The sequence below is a fragment of the Paenibacillus athensensis genome, assembly GCF_004514475.2.
Taxonomy (GTDB): Bacteria; Bacillota; Bacilli; order Paenibacillales; family NBRC-103111; genus Paenibacillus_AL; species Paenibacillus_AL athensensis.
On the sequence record NZ_MYFO02000018.1, the window covers coordinates 23543 to 47075 of the forward strand.

General features: G+C 58.1%; 15 protein-coding genes. 3 read left to right on the forward strand and 12 right to left on the reverse strand.

Going from position 1 to position 23533, the window contains the following annotated elements:
- Positions 1–31: 31 nt before the first annotated feature.
- Positions 32–2950 carry a hypothetical protein gene (locus B5M42_RS23125; protein ID WP_134755940.1) on the reverse strand — a complete coding sequence of 973 codons (2919 nt, stop codon included), beginning with the start codon at positions 2948–2950 and terminating at the stop codon, positions 32–34.
- Positions 2951–3183: 233 nt separating this feature from the next.
- Between B5M42_RS23125 and B5M42_RS23130 the strand changes: the two genes are divergently transcribed.
- Positions 3184–3915, forward strand: a complete 732-nt coding sequence (locus B5M42_RS23130; RefSeq protein ID WP_134755942.1) for a glycosyltransferase family 2 protein — start codon at positions 3184–3186, stop codon at positions 3913–3915.
- A gap of 32 nt (positions 3916–3947) precedes the next feature.
- On the opposite strand, the gene B5M42_RS23135 is transcribed toward B5M42_RS23130, so the two are convergent.
- From B5M42_RS23135 to B5M42_RS23160, 6 genes are all read right to left on the reverse strand, one after another.
- Positions 3948–4892: a hypothetical protein gene (locus tag B5M42_RS23135; RefSeq protein WP_134755944.1), complete on the reverse strand. Its 945-nt coding sequence runs from the start codon at positions 4890–4892 to the stop codon at positions 3948–3950.
- A gap of 38 nt (positions 4893–4930) precedes the next feature.
- Positions 4931–5422, reverse strand: coding sequence for an HAD domain-containing protein (locus B5M42_RS23140; protein ID WP_134755946.1), 492 nt, complete (start codon positions 5420–5422; stop codon positions 4931–4933).
- Positions 5413–6828, reverse strand: coding sequence for a sensor histidine kinase (locus B5M42_RS23145; RefSeq protein ID WP_134755948.1), 1416 nt, complete (start codon positions 6826–6828; stop codon positions 5413–5415). Before B5M42_RS23145 ends, B5M42_RS23140 begins: the two co-directional genes overlap by 10 nt.
- A 304-nt stretch (positions 6829–7132) precedes the next feature.
- The gene (locus B5M42_RS23150) at positions 7133–10645 is read right to left on the reverse strand and encodes an S-layer homology domain-containing protein (protein ID WP_167690183.1); all 3513 of its coding nucleotides are present in this window, start codon (positions 10643–10645) and stop codon (positions 7133–7135) included.
- A 244-nt stretch (positions 10646–10889) separates the two neighbouring features.
- Entirely contained in the window at positions 10890–14003 is a 3114-nt protein-coding gene (locus B5M42_RS25635) for a BTAD domain-containing putative transcriptional regulator (protein WP_134755952.1), read from the reverse strand.
- 56 nt (positions 14004–14059) lie between these two features.
- Positions 14060–14794, reverse strand: a complete 735-nt coding sequence (locus B5M42_RS23160) for a PaaX family transcriptional regulator C-terminal domain-containing protein (protein ID WP_230633157.1) — start codon at positions 14792–14794, stop codon at positions 14060–14062.
- Positions 14795–14997: 203 nt separating this feature from the next.
- On the opposite strand from B5M42_RS23160, the gene B5M42_RS23165 reads away from it, so the two are divergent.
- Complete coding sequence (locus B5M42_RS23165; protein ID WP_134755956.1) at positions 14998–15957, forward strand: YbhB/YbcL family Raf kinase inhibitor-like protein; 960 nt, start codon at positions 14998–15000, stop codon at positions 15955–15957.
- Between the two features lie 219 nt (positions 15958–16176).
- Here B5M42_RS23165 and B5M42_RS23170 read toward each other — a convergent pair whose 3' ends face one another.
- Positions 16177–17433, reverse strand: coding sequence for a mechanosensitive ion channel family protein (locus B5M42_RS23170; protein WP_134755958.1), 1257 nt, complete (start codon positions 17431–17433; stop codon positions 16177–16179).
- A 247-nt stretch (positions 17434–17680) separates the two neighbouring features.
- Here B5M42_RS23170 and B5M42_RS23175 point away from each other — a divergent pair, with 247 nt between their 5' ends.
- Positions 17681–18760, forward strand: a complete 1080-nt coding sequence (locus B5M42_RS23175; protein WP_134755960.1) for a hypothetical protein — start codon at positions 17681–17683, stop codon at positions 18758–18760.
- Positions 18761–18791: 31 nt separating this feature from the next.
- Here B5M42_RS23175 and B5M42_RS23180 read toward each other — a convergent pair whose 3' ends face one another.
- The 4 genes from B5M42_RS23180 to B5M42_RS23195 all read right to left on the reverse strand — a co-directional run bounded on the left by B5M42_RS23180 (position 18792) and on the right by B5M42_RS23195 (position 23526).
- On the reverse strand, positions 18792–19394 hold the full coding sequence (locus B5M42_RS23180) for a class I SAM-dependent methyltransferase (protein WP_134755963.1): 603 nt from the start codon (positions 19392–19394) through the stop codon (positions 18792–18794).
- A 29-nt stretch (positions 19395–19423) separates the two neighbouring features.
- Positions 19424–20287 carry a DNA methylase gene (locus tag B5M42_RS23185; RefSeq protein WP_134755965.1) on the reverse strand — a complete coding sequence of 288 codons (864 nt, stop codon included), beginning with the start codon at positions 20285–20287 and terminating at the stop codon, positions 19424–19426.
- A gap of 6 nt (positions 20288–20293) precedes the next feature.
- A complete protein-coding gene (locus tag B5M42_RS23190) occupies positions 20294–21592 on the reverse strand; it encodes a hypothetical protein (protein WP_209280767.1) in 1299 nt (432 codons plus the stop codon).
- A 221-nt stretch (positions 21593–21813) separates the two neighbouring features.
- A complete protein-coding gene (locus B5M42_RS23195) occupies positions 21814–23526 on the reverse strand; it encodes a response regulator (protein WP_134755967.1) in 1713 nt (570 codons plus the stop codon).
- Between the last annotated feature and the right edge of the window lie 7 nt (positions 23527–23533).

The following is a 23533-nucleotide window of genomic DNA, read 5'->3' on the forward strand; positions in this document are numbered from 1 at the left end:
ATCTCCCTCTCTTCCCAGTGCGGCAAGCCGCTTAATTGCCGAAGCCGAGCCCTTCATATTGCACGCCCTTGCCCTTCGCATAGCCAAGCTTGCCGAGCCGCTTCGATTTCTCCACCGATGCCTTAACGATTTCCGCGTCGACCTCCAGCGATTTCACCTGGCTGGCCGAAATTTCAATCTCCCAGTCGCCCGGCAGGCCGTTCTCGTCATACTCGCGTTTGAACTCCGCGGAAAGCTTGAGCGCGTTCGCCAGCGCAATTTTGTTCACTTGCTCAATCGCCGACGCTCCGGCATCTTGTCCCGGCAGCCAGGAGCGCATCGTGTCGTTGACCGTTTCATCGCCCTGAATTTGCTGGGCAAAGCTCGCCCCGATGTCGTCAAAATAATTCCCGGTGAACAATGCGTCGCTGCCCGCGTCCAGCGCCGTGCCGGTAGCGCGCACCGTACGGTCGGGCTCCGGCCCCGACGCCTTCTTGATCAGCGCGCTCAGGTTTTTGCCCGCGCCCACAGCCGCCGTCACGATTTTACCCGCATACATAGCCAAGTCGCCGCCTTCCTCGCCGAACTGCGAAGGAATGCTGGCCGACAGCCCCATGCTGAGCGCCCGTCGCTTGCCGCCGACCTTGGTCATCGAGCCCTCGACGCCAAAAGCGACCGTATCCTTGCCGAATTTCACCTCGACCTCGGCTTCCGCTTCATAGACGCTTTGCTGCTCGCCCTTGCCGATGGCGTTGCCGGCGACGCGCTCGGCAGCCGTCAGCATGCGGCCGGACGCGTCCTTGCCTTTTTGCTCGATGATCGCTTTGCGGTAGCTGCTGAGCTTCTTGAGCGCCAGCTCGCCGGAGAACTTCGCCACGCCGACATTCGCTTCCATCGCCAGCTTGGTCAGCAGCCCAACGTTGACCTCGGCCTCGTCGTCCATATGCTGCTCCTCGATCATCATCGCCCATTTCTCGGCTTCAACCATCTTCGATTCGCCGGACTTGCCGCCTTGGCCCCAGAAATGGCCGGCAGCAGCCGGAGACACATTGTTCATTTCGCGGTACAAACCGTAAGAAAGCAGCTTCATAACACTGTCCGTATCCTTACCCTTCCCTTCCAGGAACAGCCCTAAACGGAAGTTGGCGTCAAAGCCGAACGTCGTAAAACCCGCGCCAAACGTCAGCTGCGTATTCACGGTCAAATCCTCCGCTTCGCGCTCCGCCTCGCCGGCAAAACCGAACAGGAAGTAGCCGGTTCCGCCGCCGGCCGCCGACGCCACCGGAATTTTCAGTTCGACCTCGATGGAGCTGGCGTCGCCCGCGTTCGGCGTGGACAAATCGATCAGCTTGCCCAATTTGGCAAAGCCGGTTTGCAAGTCCTGCGCCTCAATCGTTTTGTCGATCACGGCCTTAGCCAAATTCCTCGACTTCGTATCGTCCTGCACAGCATCCCGCGTCTGTGCGGTGCGAGCCGCATCCGGTCCCGTCGCCGGCGCCGTATCCGTCTCCTTGGTGCCCTTGGTCAGCTTGCGGGCCTCCAGCACAGCCGTTTCCTTGCGCTCCTTGAGCAGCTTCTCGGCCTGCGTCTTGGCGCCGGCGATGCCAGCCGCCTGAATTTTATCGGCAGCCGTCCGGTCCTTGCGGGCCACCTCGTAAGCCGCGCTTTTGCCCGCCTTGCCCAGCTCCGCAATCGTAGTATCCTTAGGTACTACGCGTTCAACGATCGTGTCGGCTTCGTCACTCATAACGCCGTCGACAAGCTGCTTGGCTTCTTTATAAGCCGTCGCCTTGGAGGCCATCTTGATGTATTCCTGCTTCATCGGCGCGCTCGGCGAGCCGGAGCCCTGCCGTGCGGTGATTTCCGCATCGATCTGGTCGTTCACCTTGCTACGGGCGGCCTGCTTCAGCTCGTCGCGGTATTTGTTCAGCTCGTCCGAGCGCCAGAACGCGCTGCGCCCGACGCCGAGCTTCGACATGACCGCTTGCTTCATCGGAGCCAGCAACGCCGTGCGATAGACGTTTTCCATATCCTTGACGTCATGAACAGCACCTGCCACCGTCTCCTGCCGGACGACCCGCTGATCGACCAACGAGCCGTCGAGATCGATCCGCTTGTCCAACTCGTCGGTGCCGGCCGTGCCGACGTCAATCCGGTCGAAGCCGGATACGCCGCCGGGACCGGCAGGCGCAAATTTGGCGGCGATGACCGTTTTGCCATCCTTGACCGCATTGTCGATCAGCGTCTTGGCCGTAGTGTTCAGCCTTTTTTGCGCATCGGCCGCCGATTTGGCCTTTTGCTTCTCAAACGCGGAATCGTTCAGGCTCGGCGTAATCAGGTCATACGCTTTGCTGGCCTCTGCGGTCAAAGCGAGCTTTTTGCTGTCATCCAGCTGGCCGTGCGCAACCTCTTGCGCATACGTTTTCAGCTTCGCGGTCATAATGCCGTCGGCGCTGGCCTGTGCATATTTCAGCGCATCCTTGCGTTGCTCCGCGGTTCCCCGGGTCATGCTCGCTTCGATTTCCGCGATTACCTTGGCTTTGACGTTTTTGCGGATCGGATCGGCGCTGGAATCTCCGGTCATATACGTATCCAGATTGCGTTTCGCTTTTTCCCGGCTGTCATTGAAAGCGTTATCAACCAGAGTTGGCACCTTGCCGTCACGTTCAGCGTCCATGTCCGCCCTGCGCTGCTGCGCCGGGCTCGGACCTTGTACCGGGGGCGTTCCGCCTCCGCCCGTACCGCCAGGACCACCTGCGCGCTGGATGCGCGCAGCTCCGGCCTCCTGCCGTTGCACGAGGGCTTGCACCGCTTTATTGCCCAGCGTTCGCTGCAGCTGCAGCATGCCGGACGGCGTCAGCGAAGGCCTCTCGGTTAATCCCGGAGCCGATGCTTCCGCCTGCTGCCGCGCATCTTGCGATATGTGGCTGCTGCTTGTCCGATGCTTGTGCCCCTGGCTGTGTTCGCCCACACTGAAGCCCCCTCGCTGTTCATAATACCCTAGATGCCATTTGGTTTTATTGTAGCATCTGCCACGAGCATACGCCGAACATTCAAGAATGCGGACCAATTATGCGTGAAACTGGAAAAGCCCCATTGGCCATCCATTATCCTCACGATTTGCCAATGCATCCGGGACAGCCGACCAGACCCGCCCGCCCTTTCGTTCATATAATGGAGATATCCGCAGGAAGGAGGAGCGCTATGAGCATGCCCGGCGTATCGATCGTCACGTGTACGAATCGACCTGAATTTTTGACCAACCTCGTGCGTAATTTTAACAGCCAGCGTTACCCACGCAAGGAGCTGATTCTCATTGTCAATAATGATAGCGCCAATCTTCAGGCGATTCGCCAGCAAACCGCCCACAATCCGCGCATTCGCGTCTACCGCGTTCCCGAGCGCGTGTCGCTGGGCCAATGTCTGAATTGCGGCGCTGCCGTCGCCCGTTATCCGCTGATTGCCAAATTCGACGACGACGATTATTACGCGCCCGCCTATTTGCGCGAGCAGGTCCGCGCGCTGATCCGCACCGGCAGCACGGTCGTCGGCAAACACGCCTGTCTCGTCTATCTGGCCGCCAGCGGCCGCCTTGTCATTCGCTCTCCCCAAGAACGCAACAAATTGCTGACCTTTGTACAGGGCGGCACGATCCTGTTTCGGCGCAGCGTGCTCAAGCAGGTCCGGTTCGCCGATATTTCGCTGGGCGAAGACGTGCGCTTTCTGCGAGCCTGCCGACGCAAGGGGCACACCGTATACGCCACCTCGCCGTTTCATTACGTCTACATGCGCAGAAAAAACAAAAGCAGCCACACCTGGAAAGCTGCCGACCGTTTTTACTTGCAAAATAGCGTGCCGCTTGCCGTAACGCGCGACTACCGGATCGTCGCCTCCAGACAGGCGCGAATCAGGCATAGCCGGCCTTCATTTTTTTAAATCGTTCAAGCTGCCGGTTCGCGCCTTCTTGTCTAACCTATCACATAGCGAAAATTTTCAAGCGCTTCGGGGTAAGGCCTGGCCAGCCGATCCATATGGTCATAAAAGCTGAACGGAAACTTGAAGGCATGGCCAAACTCCCAATCCAGCGCGGACCAGTCACGCTCCCAATACGCGGCTTCCAGCGGAAGCGTGGCGGATCGCCTTGCAGGCACAAGCGGCAGCCGGTCAACCGGAGAATGCAGCAGCGGCGGCTCCCGGTCCGGATCCAGCTCGCGACTTGCGCGCAGCGCCGCGATCAGCTGCAGCAGCGCAGGCAGCCCTTGGGCAAACAGCTTGCGGTGGCCGCGGTCAAGCAGCGCGTTCAGCGCGTGCGAGAACGTCAGCATATGCCCGAGCAAATCGTGATGCGCCTCCGCGCGATAAATCGTGCGAAATGCCGCCAATTCCCCGGCAACCAGCGCCGATAGCTGCTTGCTGTCGGCAATAGGCGGAAACTCTCCCGCCGCCGGCTCCAGCCGCTTGACCTCCTTGGTCGTGTAGCCGATCCAGGAGCGTCCAGGAATCGTGCCCCGAAAGGCGCGAATCAACGCAGCGATCCCCGTGACAGCTTGCTTGCTGCCCCAACCGCCCAGTTCGTGCAGAGCCAGCAGACTGATCGCGGCATATATGAAATTGTGGCCGACCCAGTGGAGACGATCCGCAGTGGCTTCCAAAGCCGCCACAATCAGCGCTTCGGCCTCGAACGCGTCTATCGTTGTCTCTGGTTCCGCCATTTCCGCAAACCGCCGGGCGTCCAGCATCGTCTTCGCCTCGCTTGCGATACGCACAGCCGTCGATTCCGACAAGTCCGCGCGCAGGCTCAAGAAATACCCGGCAATCGCCCCCGCCCCATAATGGGCGTACCAAACATCGCCCGTGCGCTCTTGGCATTGCGCCAGCAAAGCCAGCCCGCCGGCAAGCAACTTTTTGTCCATTGCAGTCGCCTTCCTCTCGTTTCATTTGCACCATCATTTTATATGTTCCTCCACGACGTCTGCAAAATACGCAACGCTTCGGCCTTCAATTCCTGTGTAATTCCGTTGTATCCGCGACACCGCACGAAACGATCTTTCGTAAACGGCCCCATCTCCCATTCGTCATCGATAATCACAAACGATTCAAGGGTCAGATCGGCATTGAGATTCAACCATGCTTCGATTTCCTTCCACCTTACCGCCGTTTGCAGCCCCTCGGAAAACACCGGCGTTGCTCCGAGCAAACGGTCGTCAATCCCGGCTTGCCGGAACTGCTGCGTCAGCGTATTCCACAATCTGCTGTCCGTCCCCCAATGAATGCGCCATGTCGAACTCAGCACAATCTGCGCACCGGACTCCTCGACCAGCTCCCGCAAATACCGTATCGCCTGCGTATCGAATAGGCCGTTCTCCCCGCCGTGAAGCCTTTGCAGCCGCACCGCGCGATCCGTATTCAGCACACCGTCAATATCCAAAAAAATTATTCGCATTCTTTTCCCTCCAGCCACTCCGGCCCCAGCAGCGGCAGCGTGAAGTAGAATGTTACCGTTCCTTGTCCCAGCTCATAGCCATAAGACGCCTGATGCTTGTCCAAAATGACCGCAACGATGGACAAGCCCAGTCCCGTGCCGCTGAACCGCTGGCTACGGGTGTTTTCCATCACATAAAACGGCGCCCACACGTTCTCCCACCGCCGGGCGTCGGAAATTTCCGTGCCGTTGGCGATTCGAAAATGAAAGCGGCCGTCCTTCGTCTCCAGCGTCACGCTCACTCGAGCGTCGGAGGTATATTTCAGCGCATTGGACATCAGATTGCGCAGAACCGACGCCAGCTTATCCCGGTCCGCCAGCACTACCGCCTCTTCGCGCATCATCCGGTCGTCGGCTTCCCAGGCCAGCCCCTGCTGCCCGGCTGCAGCCTTATACGTGCCGAGCAGCTCCGCGAGCAGCGGACACAGCGCAACCGCCGACCATGCGTAAGCCTCGGTTTGCTTTCGCGACAGCTCCAGCAGCCGGTCAAGCAAACCACTCATCTCCGCGCTTTGCTGGCGGATGGCTTCGGCATAGGTACCGTCGTCCCGTCCGTCCAGCAGGCCCGCGGCATAGACCTGAATCAGCGACAACGGCGTCTTCAGCTCGTGTGAAATCTCGGAAATGAAGCGGCGCAGGTTGGCATTCTTGACCTCCAGCTCCTGATGCGCTTCCTTGAGCTTGTCGCTCATACGGCCCAGGCTGTGCGCAAGCGATTCAATTTCGTCGCCGGTGCGGATATCCGGCTTGACAAACGAGAGGCGCGAAATCGCTTCGGCCGTCCGGTCGAGCTGCGCGAGCGGATCGACAATCCGCATCGCATACAAAGCTGCCAGCAGCAGCAGCCCTGCCAGCATCCCGATCCAAATATACAGATTGAAGCGATTAACCGTCCGCAGCAGCTCCGAGGAATAGGCAATCGATTCTCCAACCGCAAACACGTAACCGTCAGCGGCAAAAAAATGAACCAAAAAGCTCGCCTTCAGCTTGTTCTGATCATACATTTGATGGAATCTGGCGCCGGTGCGCAGCAGCTCCACCTGATCCAAGGTTAACTCAAAACTGTTGAGCGCAATTCCCTCGTGCTTCCACTGCCTTAGCAGCTCCGCGTTGAGCTCAGCCACGGAACGGACAAGCGGCGCATATGCCGCTGCAAGCGGTTCCTCCGCCTCCAGCTCAGCAATGCGCGCCATAACCAAGGTCTGTGACAGCGGCGCAAGCTCTGCCGTCAGAGCCGCCAGCTTGCTTTTGGTTTGCTGCAGCATGTATTTCGGCAGCAAATACGTATTGACGCCATAGGATAACACAAAAACAAGACAAAGCGCGGCAGTAATCCGCATCATCAGCTTGCGGGCCAGCTTACTCATCTTTGGCCTCCAGACTTCAACAGCAACGGCTTGACATCGCTCATCGGCACTTGCATCGGCGCTTCCCCTTCCCGAGCCTTGTCGCGCACCCGGCGCGACCGCTCCCCTTGTTCCTTTCATTATACGTTCAATTTGTTACACGAGTATGACAGAAGCTCCTAAAGCCCCCAATAGGAGACAAACGGGCTAACCAATTAGCGAAAACCGCGATGCAGCCGAGCTGCACAGCAAAAATAAAAAAAAGCGAACGGGTCCCTTTCGGGCCCGTTTCGCTTTGCGGAGCGGTCTTAACCGCCGTTGATGCTTACAAATCGGCTATCAAATCTTTGATCGAGCTGTCGCTTTCCAGCGCCCGAATGATCAATGAAACGGCTTCGATGCGCGAAGCTGCGCTTTGCGGCTCGAAGGTCGTCGAAGTCACTCCGTTGACGAGGCGGGCGTCATAGGCTTGTTGAATCGCGTCCTTGGCCCAGTAATCGCCGCTCACATCTTCAAAGCTGTCCGTAGCGCCGGTCGCCATCAGCCCCAAATTCAGCACTCTGGAGAAAATGATTACCATCTCCGCACGGGAAATCGAAGCGTCGGGGCGGAAGCTGCCGTCCTCGTAGCCGTTGATAATGCCCAGCGAAGCCAACGCTCCGATATATCCGGAGGCCCAATGCGAGCCGGTATCGCCGAAGGAAGCCGGATCCCCGTCCTCTTGAAGACCAAAAGCATGAAAGATCATCGTAGCGAACTCGGCGCGAGTAACCGCAGCATCCGGATGGAAGGCGCCGTCTCCGGAACCTTCAACAATGCCGAGCTTCACCGCTTTTTTCACGTCGTCTGCTCCCCAATGATCAGAGGTGTCAGTAAAAACCGTAGTGACATTGGCTGTGCGAGAAAGGGCAAGCTTAACCGCTTGAACGACGCTGTCTGCTGGAATGACTGCATTTTGAAACGGACTTTCTGCAGAAGGCTTCGGACCGGACGGATTTTCCTGATTGCCCGGATTTTGCGGATTAGCCGGTTCGCCTGAATCAGTTGGACCTGCCGGTGTGTCCGTTCCCCCGTTTGACGATCCCGATCCCGTACCGTTTCCTGACGAACCGCTGCCGGAAGCACCGCTGCTCGAATCCGGAACCGAAGCCGCATCGCGCGTGACATTCAGTGTATAGGTTCGCGTCGAGCTGTCCTGCGCAGTAACGACGATCGTAATCGCATTGCTGCCCACGTTAAGTGAAATGGCATTGCTGGCCAGACCGCTTGCGACCGCGTTTCCGTTAATTGAAATCGTTGCGGCAGGGTCGGCTGCCGTTGCCGTTACTGCTGTACGGCTAATTCCGTTGCCGACTCTGGATTTGTAGACAATTGTATTCGGAGCGAAAACCGGCGTCAACGCAGCTCCCGACAGTGTGAGACCGCTTAGGTCCGCATTGCCGTTGGTGGTCCGGTTGATCGTAACGGTATAGGTATGGCTTACTCCGTTTTGGGCCGTCAGTTCAATCTCTACCGTGTTGGCGCCCACGACGAGATTGGAAGCCAAATAATCGTATACGTTTGCAGTCACACTGTCATAAGTCGCCCCTGTTACCGAAAGCGTCTGGTAAGCGTCTCCCTTGGTCAAAAGCAGATGAAGACTCGTTACAGCGGTATCCACATGAACCTGGTAGGCGAAGTCCGCTGCCGAAAATGCCGGCGAAATGCTGCTGATATCGGTTACCAGGCCCGACAGCAGCGACATTGAGGACTCCCATTTGGCATACAGCGTCAAGCTGGCTGTGATCGGCGAAGTAAAATCAAAAGCGTTCGTAAGGCCGCTGTCGCTGTACCAGCCGGCAAACGTGTAACCCGTCTTGTCGGGAGAAGCGGGAGCGCTGGCCGTGCCATTATAGCTCACGGTTTGACTGTTCACTGCCGAACCGCCGTTGCTGTTAAAGCTGACCACCGCATTCACGGTCACCCGCGCCGCCTGGCTCGCCAATGTCGCGGTTTGCGTGCCGCTGACGCCGCCGTTTGTGTTCGTTACGACTACGTAGTAATACGTCGCGCCCACGCTAGCCGTCGGCGGATCATACGAAGCGTTCGTCGCGCCGCTGATCAACGTGCCGCCCGTATTGCTGTTGACTGCATGGCTGTACCACTGGTAGCTCAACATCCCCCCGTCAGTCGAGGTGGCTGTCACGCTCAGCGTAGGACTGGCGTCGTTCTGCTGCATGATCTGGTCGCTCGGCTGTGTGCCGATCAGAGGAGCTGCCGCATTCACCAGCGCATTTACGGTGACCTGAACCGCAGCGCTCGTCGCGGTCGCGGTTTGCATGCCGTTGACACCGCTGTTCGTATTGGTTACCACCACATAGTAATACGTCGTGCCGGCGCTCGTTGTCGGCGGGTCAAACGAAGCGCCCGTTTCGCCATTAATCAACGTCCCGCCTGTATGGCTATTGATCGCATTGCTGTACCATTGATAGCTTAATGTCCCTCCATCAGTCGAGGTCGCCGCCACAGTAAGCGTCGGGCTCGTGCCATTGACAAGCACGGTTTGGTCATTCGGCTGCGTATCGATGCTTGGCGCTGCCGCGTTCGTCACGGCGTTCACCGTTACCGCTGCCGCGTTGCTCGTCTGCTTCGCTGTCTGTACGCCGTCTACGCTGCCGTTCGTGTTCGTCACGACCACGTAATAATACGTCGTACCTATGCTTGCTGTCGGCGGGTCGAACGAAGCGTTCGTTTCGCCATTAATCAGCGTGCCGCCTGTATGGCTATTGGTCGCATTGCTGTACCATTGGTAGCTCAGCGTCCCTCCATCTGTGGAGCTCGCCACTACCGTAAGCGTCGGGCTGGCGTCCCCCTGATTCACGCTTTTGTCGGCCGGCTGCGTGCCGATGCTTGGCGTTGCCGCATTCACCGTAGTCGTCTGGCGTATCACGCCCCCGCCGCCGCCTACCAGGTAAGAGCCGGCGCCATAGGCTAAGGACCAATACCATCCCGACAAACCCGTATCGCTCAAGGTCCAGGCAATGCCGTCTGAAGAAGTCAGCACCTTGCCCAATTGACCTGCTATAACGAACAAGCCGTCGGCTGCGTTATACATGACGCGGTAATACGCATAAGCGATCGGGAACATCGGATTGGTCCCCGGAATTCGCTGACGTTCCGTCCAGGTCACGCCATCGGTCGAGGTCAGAATCAGCTCCTCGTAGCCGGTCACAACAAACATCCCATTGCCGTAAGCGGCCCCATAAAGCTGATTGGTCGACCCGCTGGTTCTGGCCGTCCAGTTAATCCCGTCCGCAGACGTCAAGATTTTGCCGGAATCCCCGGCAGCCACATACATGCCGTTGCCGTAGGTGATCCGGTTCAGCGAGCTGCTTATCCCCGACGTGCGCCCTGTCCACGTAACGCCGTCCGTCGAAGTGCTGACATAGCCTGAATCCCCGACGGCTACGTACAGGTTGTTGGCGTATACCACATCGCGAACGACGCCGGATGTGCCCGAAGCCTGCATCGTCCAGTTGGAACCATCAGGCGACGTCATCAAATTGCCCGACCAGCCTACGCCAACAAACAGACCGTTGCCGTAAATCATACTGGCGATAAAAGAAAATCCAGGAGGTGAGGTAACGGTATTCCACGTAACGCCGTCCGCCGAGGTTATAATCCGGTCGCCCCCCGCTACAAACAAGCCGTTGCCGTATGCAATACCATAGATTGTATCCGTAGAACCGGACGTTCTGGCCGTCCAACCGCCCAACGGACTGCTATCGGCCGAAGCATAGGCGGGCACAAGTCCCATTACTAGAAGTACAGCCATCATGATTGCCAAATAACGTTTCATTCCTGCGTCATCCCCTCTTTGCATCTCAATCGATCAGCGGGCGTCAAGCCTTGGCTTGCCGGCCCGGTTCAAGCAGACGCTCGTATCCCGACCTCCTTTTACTATATCAATTCGATAATTAAAAACCGCTCAACAAACAATCAACAAAAAAACAGCGCTCTGAAGCCACAAAGCCTTGTCCAGCCAGCTTTGCCACAATCAGAACCCTGTTATCTCCCTACCGTTCGTCACAGCGGGCACCCGTTCAATTTCCTTGTCGGTTCAACCGCATCAGCCTTTGAACTTCTTCGCTCGGCTCGACCCCAAACTCCGTTTTCAGCATCCGCTTGAGCGCTTCATATTGCCGTTGCGCAGCGACCCGGTCCCCTGCGGCCGCATACGCCTCAATCAGCCGGGTATGAATATCTTCATTCAGCGGATCGTAGATCAACGCTTTTCGCAGTAATCCCGCCGCTTCAGACGTGCGCTTCTCACGCATATAACGCTCTTGCATGCGCAGCAGTTGATCGACATAGCGCTGCTCCAGCCTGCTGCGCTCCTCCTCAGCCCAAGGATAATCACTGCCGCTCAGGTAGCCCGAGCGATACATGCGCGTCAGCTCCTCTTCATAGAGAGGGAACAAATCGGACGAAGCCGGCAAGCCTGACGCCAACTGCTTGTGCACAGCGTCCAGGTCGCAGTCGATCGCCGTCATATCGACCCGGTAGCGGCTGCGGGCATACAGCACCACGTTATCAAGCCCGATCGCAGCCAAATTTTTCCGCAAATAATATACGGTCGTATTCAGCAGCATAGCCGCTTTGTCGGCATCTACATCGGACCACAGGCGATCCATAATCACATGCTTGTCCACCGGCTCGCCCCGATGATGGAGCAAATACGCCAGCAATTCCTCCGTCTTGCTTGTACGCCATTTCACCTCTTGGCGTTCGTCTTGACTACCTTGCACGTGAAATCGGCCCATGCAGCGAACCTGCAGTCGCGCCTGCGCTTTGACTTGCAGCGGCTCACGCCGGCACGTAGCCAGCAGCAGGCTTGCATACTTCGCCAAATCGCCGTTCGCATCTGCAAATGCCCCACTGCGCAGCGCTGGCAAGTACGCAGCCAACAGCTCGACCATCGCCGGACCTTCGTCGGCAAAGCTACGGATAAAGCCCTGCGGCTTCGCCAGCCGTAACGCGCTGTCGAGTCGGCTCAGCGCCTTCTCCGCGCGACCTGTCCGCCAAAGCGTCACGCCCTGCAGCAGCAGCATGCGGATACGGTCGCGCAGGCGATCCGCCTTCCACAATAGCTGCTGCAGACGCTCCGCCAGCTCCAGCGCCTCCTCTGCGCGTCCGCACGCTGCCAGTACCCGGGCTACGGCAATATGCTCGGAAACGTCGGGCAGTGATACTTCATCGGCAGCCGTCATCCCGCACCGCTCCAGCCATGCCGCTCCGTGGGCGAAATCGCCCTGCCGGACAGCCAGCACCGCCCGCTCCGCCTCCACCTTGCGCATAAACAGCCCGTAGTCGGGAGAATCCAGCATGAGCTTCAGCTGCTCCAGCTGCTCAACGGCCCGCTCCGGCCGGCCCAACGCTTGCTGGATGCGCGAAGCGCTCAAATAAATTTGCAGCAGGCTCCGCGTATTGGGCGTCGGGGCGTCTGCCTCCAGCAGCGGCATGAGGCAAGCTTCGGCCTCGTCGAGCCGATCCCATTCATGCAGCAGCTTGCTGTAGGAAGCATACAGTCGGCCCATGAACGGATGCCGCTTTTTGTGCGCCCACAGTTGCAGCCATTTCGGCAGAACCTCGGCCACTGCGTGATGATCGTTAATAAACGACAAGTGATCGTCAAATTCCTCGGAAGCATGGTACCGATTATCGCCAATTGCCTGCAAAAAACCGCCTTCGGGCGCATATTGCTCCGCCAGATCGAAATATTCCGAGACGCGGGCCAAATCCTTGCGAAAATAGCTGGCCGTCGCGCACAAAAAATACATGTTGCCCATCAGCGCCTTCCACTCGGCTTCGGGCAGGCTGATCTTCATCGCCGTATAACGCAGCCGGGCCTGCTCGATTTTGCTTGCCGCCGCTTCCGCTTGTCCGATACCGACCAGCAGCAGCAAATAAAACATCTCCACCAACGGATGACGGGTCAGCACGCTCTCCGGCACCTGCATCACCCAGCGGCCGACGACAGCGCTTTTCCTGTGAATCAGCTCCGGCAAATGCGGCTCAATCAACTGCACGATCGCTTCATATCGCCCTGCGGCCAAATAGTGCTCCGCCGCTTGCTCCACGGCGCCCCGGCTCTCCATCCATACCGCTGCACGCACGTGCGCCTCTGCCCATTCGTCGGGCCTCGTCCGGGCAAATCGCTGCTGAAGAAACTCGGCCAGCAGATGATGGTACCGATACCATTGCCGTTCCTCATCCAGCGGCACAATAAACAGATTCAGCGCCTCCAGCTGCTCCAACTGCTCCTGCGCATTCGCTTGTTCGGCTACAGACCTGCACAAATCAGCGTTCATTCGCCCTAAAATGGACGTGCGCAGCAGAAATTCACGCAGCGGCTCCGCCAGATCCCGGTACACCTCCTCCAGCAAATAGTCGGCAATGTGATGCTGATGACCATTGAATTGGCGGATCGATTCCGCTGCATTGCCGCTGTGCGCCAGCGAGATCGCTGCCAGCTGCAAGCCGCTGACCCATCCTTCCGTCTGGCGGCCCAGCGTCAACCTATCGTCCCGGGATAAGGACAAGGACGTTACCGCGTCGAAAAAAGCGAGGATTTCCTCCTGTCGAAAACGCAGGTCCGTGGACGAAATGCGAAGCAGCTCCCCCTTCACCAGCAGCCTTGAAGTCGGCAGCGTCACCTCGGTGCGGCTGGAGACATACAGATGCACCGTGCGCGGCAGACGCTCCAGCAAATAGGCCAGCGAGCGGTGAATCGCCGCCTGCTCGATGAAATGGTAATCATCCAGTACGATCACCACCTCGCCGGACACTTGATTCAGCTCATTGATCAGCGCAGTAAGCGCAGGCTCCTGCATGAACGCCGACGACGTCGGCCCCTGCTCCAGCAAAGGCAGCACGCTGGCGCCGAAGCCGGGAATCCGCTCGGCAATAGCCGCCGTCACGTAGCTCCAGAATTCAAGCCAGCTGTCGTCATACTTGTCCAAAGAAATCCAGGCGACCGGACAAGCGCACTGCGCCGCCCATTCGCCTAATGCCGTCGTTTTACCATAGCCGGCCGGTGCGGCAACAAGCGTAAGCTTGACCGCCAGCCCCTCGTCAAGCTTGCCGATCAGCCACGGGCGGGCTACCAAATCCCCGCGGTGCAGCTGAGGCACGCCAATCTTCGTTGTCACGATCACCGAAAACCCTCCAGAAGCCAGTTGTTCATTGATGAAATAAACGTGCACAAAGCCATTTATCTGACAAAGCGGGCGTACTCCGAATCACGCGGAATGGCCGCTTCCGCTTGCTGCAAGCGCCCCAACAACCGCTCAAGCGCTTGCTGTCCCGTCCAGCCCTGCGGCAGCAGCTCCAGCGGCAGCATCGGATCGGCCAGACAGAGCTCGTTAATCTGCTCGCCCAGCGCCAGATACAGCACAAACAGCTCCAGCGCGCCGGCCGTTCCCACGCCGCTGTTCAGCGCTGCAGCAAACGCGGGCTCGAACTGCTCGCGCAGCCAGCGCAGCTTGTCCGCGTATCGGGCGGCGATGTCGGCCAGCGCCCACACATCCGCCGCCTGCTCCGGGCTCAGACGCCCTTGCTCCAGACGCCCGGTGAATACCGTCGCATACGTCTGCGCCTCGTGCCGCTGCAGCAAATCGGCCAGCTCCTCGCGATACGCCCACGGCGACACATACACCCCGCCCTGCAGCTGGCCGAATCCGGTCTGCAGCAGATCGGCGCGAACCCGGTCGCGGCGTTTGCGCTCGGTCTCGGGAAACGACATCAGCACCAGATGCCACTGGCCGTCCCAGCTCTGCCCGTAGAGCTGCGGCTTCCGGTTGACCGAGCGGATGAACGAACGGCCGCTGCCGGTGATCCGGTAGGTGGAGCGTGACGGCGAATCGGCGTATCCGTCTTTTTTCAGCTGTGACAGCATGTTGCGGATATAAGCCGCCGAGTAGCCTCTTTTTTCGTAAATTCGAATCAATTCCTGTGTCTCCATAACGTCAACCTTGGTTAAAAGAAAAAGCATCTGCTTTTCCACGGAAAGCAAAAAGATCACACCCCATTGACAATTGGTGCCAACTAGATATAACATAAAAATAGTCGACAAACAAAATTAATGTTACAAAAGCGGCGCCGCTATATTTATTGTACATCATCTATGTTCAAAAGGAGAGTCGGAGATCCATGAAATTATTTTCCGTATATCGTACCGTGCTGCTGGCCGCATTGTCGCTGGTGCTGGGGGTCACCGTCTCGGCGGCCGGTCCAGAAGCTGCAGCCAAACCGGCAAAAGACGCCATGCTGAATGTCGCCAGCTTCACTGCCTGGAACAGCCCGTTTACCGTAGAAGTAAACGGCAGAAAGCTCGAAGCCCAAGGACAGATGATCAACGCCCATCTGCTGATCCCTGCGCGAGCCGTGTTTGAAGCCGCTGGCGCAACCGTATCATGGAAAGCGGTAGATCGGGCCTGGTACGCCGAGAAGGATGGCAAATCGCTCGTCGAGCAACGTGTAGGCGACAGCCGGGCAATGGTAAACGGTGCGCCCGTCGAGCTTGACGCCGATGCCGTTCTGGAGAAAGATACGGTGCTGGCGTCCGCCCGCTTGGCGGAAGCGGCGCTAGGGCTGGAGCTGAACTGGGATTCGGTCAACCGGGTGCTGAAGGCCGACATCCCGCAGGCTGTTCCCAGCCTCCGCGTCTGGTCGGACGCTTGGGCGGCCTACGGCGATATTCCCCGTACATATGCCCACAGCAGCGTAGACGGCGGTCAAAATATCAGCCCGCCGCTGCACTGGGAGGGCGCGCCCAAGAACACCCGCTCGTTTGCCGTCGTCATGTACGACGTGAATCCGATCGCCGACAGCTACATTCACTGGAGCGTGGTGAACATTCCGGCCGCCGTCGGCGGACTGCCGCAGGGCAGCGCCGGTCAACTGAACGCCGGGGAAGAATGGAACGCCTACTTCGGAATGGCTCCGCCGCAATATTCGGGCGATCATTTGTACCGGATTGCTGTGTACGCGCTGGACACCGACCAGCTCGCGGCCCCGGAGCAGCCGCCGGTTTATTTTAATCAGCTGGAGCCGCTGCTGCTCAAGCATTCGCTCGGCTACACGGCAATGGACGGTTTTTTCAAGCTGTAACGCTATACGCAGGCATGTAACGGCCCTCGGCCCGCAGGCCCAAAGCAGCCCCGAGCCTCCTCATATGGAAGCCCGGGGCTGCCCCCTTGCTTGATTGTCTTTCCGGCTGGCCGGCCGTTGCACTTGCAATCTGGCCCGGCGTCCTTCTAGCCGGCGACCGCCCGATCACTCGTTAATCTGGCGCCCATGCCGCCGACGGGGCAGCCTCGTTTACCGGCCTCAAGCCAAGCTGCGCTCCCCCTGCTCCTTGCGCAGCATGCTTTGCATATCGTAACCCGTCGGATTCTGAAAAATCCGCAAACCGAATTCCGGCGCCACAGCAAACAAATGATCAAAAATATCCGCCTGCACCCCTTCATACACCGCCCAGTTCACATCGTTCGTAAATGCATAAAGCTCCAACGGCAGGCCCGTATCCACCGGCTGCAATTGCCGGACCATACAGGTCATGCCTTGATGAATTTTCGGATGCTGCTCCAGATAAAGCTGGATATAGGTACGAAACACCCCGATGTTCGTCATGGCGCGTCCGTTCACCCGGCACGAGCGATCGATGTGGTTCTCGATATGGAATTGTTCGATTTCCCGCTCCCGGTCCACGATGTAATCGCGCAAATATTGAATGCTTTTGAATTTTTCCAGCATCTCCGGGCTGCACATGACGATGCTGCTTGTATCCACGAACACCGAGCGCTTCATCCGCCGGCCGCCAGCAGCCGACATGCCCCGCCAGTTTTTAAAGGAATCGGAGATCAGCGTATACGTCGGGATCGTCGTAATCGTTTTATCCCAATTCTGAATCTTGACCGTATTTAGCGAAATATCGATGATCTCCCCATCCGCTCCATACTTGGGCATCTCGATCCAGTCGCCGACGCGCACCATGTCGTTCGAGGTCAGCTGAACCCCCGCCACGAGTCCGAGAATCGAATCCTTGAACACGAGCATCATGACAGCCGACAAAGCGCCGATACCGCTTAGCAAAATCAGCGGGCTTTCCCCGATCAGATTCGAGATCAGCAAAATGCCGCCGATGATAAAAATAAAAATTTTCATCACCTGAAGATAGCCGCGAATCGGCCGGGCTTTCGAAATCTCGAAGGCCGAATAAATATCGTGAACCGCATCGAGAAAGGCGTTCATCACCTGCAAGCCGACGATAATCATGTAGAGCAAAATTCCTTTTTCGATCCAGCTTTGGTAAGCCGGAAACATAAACGAGAAATAAAAAATAATCAGCGCCGGCACCACATGCGACAGCTTATGAAACACCTTGCGCTGCAGCAAGTAATTGTCCCACTTAAACCGATTATTGTGTATGTAAAAGGTTAATACCTTCAGCACGACCTTCTTGGTCAAAAAGTTCGCCGCGATACACAACACACTAATACCAACTATTACAATCAAATTAGTCAGATATAAAGCCAAATCCTCCTGAACGCCCAGACCGACAAGCCAATTTTGAATCAATTCCATATGCGCCTCCTTATGCGATAAGTTGGAGCGGGCATGCCGGACATCGTAACCGATCCGGTGCAGGCAATTCCAGTAACGATCCGCGTTGACATCCGCCCGTTCCCAATTATAAGCACCGATTTTTATTATAGCATATAGCTCCGTTCAGAGGGGGCGCCCCGATTATGCTCCATAACGACGGACGCGTAGAGAAGGAATCCCAGGCAGCCTTGTCGAAATACGGGGAAAAATAACCCAGGAGGCTGCTATGAAACGTCTCACCCTCATCATCCTGATCCTGCTTGGCGCTTGCGACAAGCAGGCTGCTTCATCGAACGGGCATGTGGCTCCGGCAGGCTTGCCGTCTGCACAAGCCGTCACCGTAACAGCAGCCCCATCCGCAACGCCAGCTTCGCTCGCGACCCCGCTGGACACGTCCGCTGTTAATCTCGCGAAGCCGTCGCCAGCCATCGCCCAACAGCCGTTATCCGTTAACGGCTGGGTCGCGGGCGCTTTGTTTGCTGACATTCAAAGCCGCATTCCGGACTACGCCGCCGTCGAGCAAAACCATGAATACTACGAAATCAAATTTGACGACACGATGCTGATGTTTGCACAATCCGGCCAACTGACCTTCCTGCTCGTCAATGGATCGGAAGGCAGCCTCAGCAACGGCCTGCGGATCGGCGATGCCGAAACGGAGATCGTCAAGCTGCTGGGACAGCCGGGCAATGAAAATGCCGAAGGTTATCACGCTTATGTGTATACGTTTCCTGAGTACCGCGTGGAAATCGATACGGTCGGGATGCAAGTCAATGCCCTGCGCCTGACCTATCTGGGGGAAGAACTAGCTGTCGAGGACCCGGCTCTGCACGCCTATGTCCGGGACAACCGGCAAGCTGCCGCTGCAACCCAAGCAACCACTCCCGCCCGGAACCAGACGAACGAGCAGGCTGCCAGCCAATCGAGCCAGCCCCGCCGCATAACCTTTGACACATATGTCCAGATCAGCGATGATCTGCTGAACGCGCTCGTCCAATATACGCAAATCATGTCCAAAGACGAAGCCGATAGCGAGAAGCTCAAGGAGCTGGAACGACTCGACGCCAAATATCAAATCAACGAGCGGGCCTTGCTGCTGGAAACAGCCGTTCCGGACGACGACAAAGACCGCAGTTTACATGCACGCTGCGCCGCTTTCGCCGCCAAGGTCGATTCACTGCTCGGAACCGGCATGTTTTATTTGAATATTAAAATGAAAGAAACCGATGAACAAGTAGTCGCCGGTTGGAAACAACGCGCTGCGCAGGAATTGCAAGCGGTTTGGGCTTGGGCCGGGCAAAAGTGACCGGACCCGCTGGACCTGCTACGGTCCGGGCCTACTTGCGTGAATCCAGCACAAACATCGAGGCGTCCTGCCCCATGAACAGCCGTTGACCTGTATAAAAGGTGCGGGATTGAATCCCGGTGTAGCCGATTTTCGTCATCAAATCCGCCAATTTCGCTTGATCAAACCCGTTATGGACAAGCGGCGAAGCGACGTGCTCGTTTTTGTCAAAATCGACAATCAGCAGATGCCCGCCTTCGTTCAGCATCGACCGCAATCGCGTCAGCAACGCCTCAACGTCCGGAATATGCAACAACACCTGCACCATAAAAATATAATCGGCTCGCAAGTCGGGCAATCCCTCCCGCTCCAGATCCAGGCAGCGGGCTTCCGCCCGGGTGAGCGAGCGGGCGGCAATCTTGCGGTTGACCTGCTCGATCATGTTCGCAGACGAATCCAGAAACAGCACGGAGCCGAATTCAGGCAGCAGCTCCAGACCGACAAGCCCGGTCCCGCATCCAAAATCAATCGCGCTCCGCTCTGCGGCATCGCCGATATAGGCCCGAATCGCATCCGCGGACAGCCGGGCGATCTTGATCCGTTCCGGCGCGTCGTACGTGCCGGCAATCGCTTCAAATTTATCGGTATTCGCCATGTGTTGCCCTCCTTATTCGTCAAAGGCTTCTAGGCATAATCAGCCAGAAAAGCCATTGCACTTCGCTTTTCAGCGAATTGGCAGTCGATTTTGTCCCCGTTATTGTACCGGATGCTGATTTCATATTTGACCAAGGGCGCATGGGCGTCTTCTTCCCTATAAGAAGAAATATAGTCGAGCGCTTCATTGACCGAGTCAAGGCTCGCCAGCTTGCCGTGCAGGGAAAACACCCGCACCGACTCGATTTGCCGTTGAATCGCTTCATCCATCTTTTGGACGAACGCCTGCAGCTGCTCGCTGTTTGCAGCTAACAAAGCATGAATGATGACGTCCCGCTCGGCCTCGGAAAGCCGCTCATACTGCTCAACCTTCCTGAGCACCTCTTCGTCGCTCGTTTGTTCACCCCAAAAAACATCGATCCCGACCAAGCGGAATGCCGCTATAATCGTAGCAAATGAAAAATGTACGACCTTGAAGCCCTCGGATTTCAGTTGGGTCAGCGAAGGCTCTGTAAATTCACCGGCCACAACCGCACCATAAAAGGGGGAATGCTTGCTGTATTTGCGAATCAGCGGAAGAATGGCACCCTGAATTTCCTGAGCCTTATTCTTCGAATGCTTCGTGTACCGCCGCCACGCCATTTCGATAAAAACAACCGGCTGCCCGTATTGCTGCTCGGTCCCGTTTTTTTCCAGCACGATATCCAGCTTGTGCTTGTTGTTGTTGATATCCGTCCAGACGACGTCGCTTTTGCCGTTTCTGGCCCATCTGGGGTGCTTATAATCGAAAAACAAGCCGTGCCGCCGGGCAACGGGCTCCATATACACATACATCGCCTTTTCCAGTAAATCGCCGATCATTTGACCGAATTTATGCGAAGCCGATTGCGCCATAGCGATCTATCCTTTCACCCACAGAAATCCTTCCTTCAGTGGCACGGTATGTTTTCTGTTTTTCCATTTCGTATTGCGATCTCTGGCTTTGTCAAACCGATAGGACGTAAAGCCTGCCGCAAGCGCCAGCTCGCCCAGCCATGTATCGACCGGGACGTAGATGCCGTAAGGCGCAGAATCCCCGATCACGAAGACGACATCGGCCCCCGGCTTGCAAATCCTGCGAAGCTCGATCCACACGCGAGCCAAATCGAGAAAATACAAGGCAATCATGGTGTGATAATTTTTTTTGCCCCCATGAAGCTCCTTTTCCGCATCCAGCCTGCGGCACACGTCCAGCAATGCCGGATAAATGGGACGAAGCTCCTCGCTTTGCAAAATCTCGTACGTTTCCTTCTTCAATTTGGACACATGCTGCGTGCAGGAACGGACCAAATGACTGCGAACCACATCCTGCAAGTCGCCCCAGCCTTGAATCTCATTGAAAAAGGACATTTCCAGCCGGGTCGCATCGGCATAATCATAATTGTTGGCGTAAGGCGGCGAGGTCACAACCAGATCGGCCCAAACGTCCGGAACGGACGGGCACGCTCTGGCGTCTTCCTGAAAAAAGGCGACTTTCGAAACGCCGACGTGCTGCTGCCAAGCCTGCATATCGGCGCTCATCATGCGAGCCTGCTGCTCGAACGCTTCGAACGGTATTTTGGCTTTCGTTTGTTTATTGGGCAGCACATATTGCCATTGGGCCGTACCGGCAGGCGAGCAAGCCCGCAGGATCGCCACCAGCGCCAGCCAGAGCAGCTCGCTGTAGATGCCGTCCCGCTCCCGCTTTTGCCAGGCTTGCTTGAGCGCAGTCAATTGGTGCAGCGTATGTGGCGGGTAACATTTATAGATCAATTCATTATAGGATTCCTGCAGCTCGGCAGGCTCCAGCCTCCGGGCTTCCTCCAGCAGCGCTTTGGCCGATTGCATGAATTCGCCCGCCTTGGCTTGGGAGCCATGCAATTTCGCTCGGGTCATTCTGGCGACAAAAGGATGGGCTTCCGTTCCCGCGCTGCAAACGCCAGCTTGATCGCTGGCCAACAGCACCGTGCCGGAGCCGGCAAACGGGTCAAATACATGGAAATCCTCCCGTCCGTCCGGATTCCGCTCCTGAATGACCGAAGCTATCCATTCCGCTGAAAAGCCGGCTGAATATCGAAACCAGCGGTGAATCGGCAGCTTCATATTATCGAGAAAGGTGGTCGACCTTTTCGGCTTGTCCTCTATATCGGCAAACAGCTCCAGCTGCTCTTCCATCATCATGCGTCCATCCCCGTTTCGAGCTTATTTGCGCGGTAATCCCGACTTATTCCCTACTCATTGTATTACAGATGGCGCATGCGGTCACGCCATTATCCGTTATTTTCCAGATTCGGCAAACGGCAAGTGCGGAATACATGCCCGCTTGCTGACAGGCTGCATCCCGTTGCCTGGCGTTACGTGGCAGGGGTGGGTGTTGCGCAAGGAGGCCAGGGGCGCGGGACTTACCGTTCAAATTCCTTGGGCGAGCAGCCGACCACCCGCTTGAACGTCTTGGCAAACACCTTGGCGTCGGGAAACCCGACCGCTTCGGCGACCTCGTAAATTTTCAGCTCGCCGGCGCGCAAGCGGCGCTTTGCCTCCTCGATACGGATGCGCGTCAGCGATTCGCTTAGCGACTCGCCCGTCTCCTTGCTGTACAAATCGCTTAAATAGCTGCGGCTGAGCCGGACATGATCGGCGATATCCAGCGTGCTGATATTCGCTGCGTAATGCTCCTGCATATATTGCTGCGCTTTGCGGATAAACGGATTTTGCGCTGTGACCGCCGGCTCGCGCCCGCCGACGCGGCGGACTTCGGCCAGCTGGGCAAACGCTTCTTCCAGCAGCGCCTCCAACTCGGCGGCCGAATGACATTGCAGCGCGCGGCGACTCGTCACATACGCGTCTTCAAAATCGTCCAGGCCCGCGTACCCGCGCTCGCGGGCGTAACCCGCCGCCAGCCCGAGCAGCTCCTGCGCAAACGCCAGCGCCTTGCCGCGCGGACAGCGCAGCCGCCGCAGCTGCTCGCCCAGCTGTCTGGCGTGGTGGAGGAAGCCGTCGACATTGTCGCTGGCAATGCAGCGCAGCAAATCGTTGCGCCCCTCCACCGGCAGGGGCGACTCCGCTTCCGCCGGCGGCTCGGCAAGCGCCGGCATCCAGCGATTCCGGCCTTCGCCGTAGAATCGCTCATCGACCTGCCGCTCGTGCGCCTCCAGCGCGCGCGGCAGGTCCTCCAGTCGGCGCAGCGCCAGCCCGGCGCCGACGAACCAGCCCGGCTCGTCGGCTATGCCGAGCCGGTCCAGCCAGCGCTCGGCCGCTGCCGCGAGCGCTTGGGCTTGCGCGGCAGCGCCGCCCGAGCCGGCTGCGTCGGCTGCGGAGGAGGCTTCGCCTCCCGCAGCCGGGGACGGCGGCGCCGCCGCGCCAGCTGCTGCTGCCGCTTCGCACAGCAGCAGCACGCGATCCGCGCCGAGCGGCAGCGCGGCGCGGGAGGCGGTCCAGCTCCAGTCCTGGTAGCTGGCATTCAAAGCGCTGCCGGTGTACAGCAGCAGCGTCACCAGCCCCGCTGCGCCGCCTTCGCTCCCCGGCCTCGCCTCTCGGCCCGCATCGCCTTCGCCGCGCTGCTCCGCTCCGCCCGCCACGCGCGCCCCGGCCCCCGCTGCTCCGCCGAACAGCTCCGCCGTCAGCTGCGCGCCGCCCTCGCCGCTGCGCAAATACGCGGCAAGCCGCGCCGACAGCCGCGACTGCTGCGTCGATGCCAGGTGCTGCTGCCAGCGCAGCACCTGGCCGCGCTCGGCGCGCCTGGCCAACAGCTCGCTTCGCACGCCTTGCAGCGTTTCCAGCAGCGTCTCCGGCTCCATCGTCGGCTTGAGCAAATAATCCTTGGCCCCGTGCTTCATCGCTTCCTTGACATATGTAAAATCGTCCATGCAGCTGAGCACGACGATCCCGACATCCTTGCCGCTCATCTTGAGCCTGCGGATCAGCTCCAGACCATCCATCCGCGGCATCAGCAGGTCGGTGATCACTATATCGATCGGCTGGGCCTCCAGCAGCTCCAACGCCTCCTGGCCGTCCTCGGCTTCGCCCGCATAGCAAAAGCCGTGCTCCTCCCACTCCACCAGCGTGCGCAGGCCGAGCCGGATAATCGGTTCGTCGTCCACCACCAGCACATTCATGTGCGAC

Excerpts from the sequence above, each read along its gene's own strand:
- B5M42_RS23170 (WP_134755958.1), bottom strand. The coding sequence starts at position 17,433 with ATGGAATTGATTCAAAATTGGCTTGTCGGTCTGGGCGTTCAGGAGGAT.
- B5M42_RS23135 (WP_134755944.1), bottom strand. The coding sequence starts at position 4,892 with ATGGACAAAAAGTTGCTTGCCGGCGGGCTGGCTTTGCTGGCGCAATGC.
- B5M42_RS23180 (WP_134755963.1), bottom strand. The coding sequence starts at position 19,394 with ATGGCGAATACCGATAAATTTGAAGCGATTGCCGGCACGTACGACGCG.
- B5M42_RS23175 (WP_134755960.1), top strand. The coding sequence starts at position 17,681 with ATGAAACGTCTCACCCTCATCATCCTGATCCTGCTTGGCGCTTGCGAC.
- B5M42_RS23195 (WP_134755967.1), bottom strand. The coding sequence starts at position 23,526 with ATGAATGTGCTGGTGGTGGACGACGAACCGATTATCCGGCTCGGCCTG.
- B5M42_RS23130 (WP_134755942.1), top strand. The coding sequence starts at position 3,184 with ATGAGCATGCCCGGCGTATCGATCGTCACGTGTACGAATCGACCTGAA.
- B5M42_RS23185 (WP_134755965.1), bottom strand. The coding sequence starts at position 20,287 with ATGGCGCAATCGGCTTCGCATAAATTCGGTCAAATGATCGGCGATTTA.
- B5M42_RS23145 (WP_134755948.1), bottom strand. The coding sequence starts at position 6,828 with ATGAGTAAGCTGGCCCGCAAGCTGATGATGCGGATTACTGCCGCGCTT.
- B5M42_RS23150 (WP_167690183.1), bottom strand. The coding sequence starts at position 10,645 with ATGAAACGTTATTTGGCAATCATGATGGCTGTACTTCTAGTAATGGGA.
- B5M42_RS23165 (WP_134755956.1), top strand. The coding sequence starts at position 14,998 with ATGAAATTATTTTCCGTATATCGTACCGTGCTGCTGGCCGCATTGTCG.
- B5M42_RS23190 (WP_209280767.1), bottom strand. The coding sequence starts at position 21,592 with ATGATGATGGAAGAGCAGCTGGAGCTGTTTGCCGATATAGAGGACAAG.
- B5M42_RS23140 (WP_134755946.1), bottom strand. The coding sequence starts at position 5,422 with ATGCGAATAATTTTTTTGGATATTGACGGTGTGCTGAATACGGATCGC.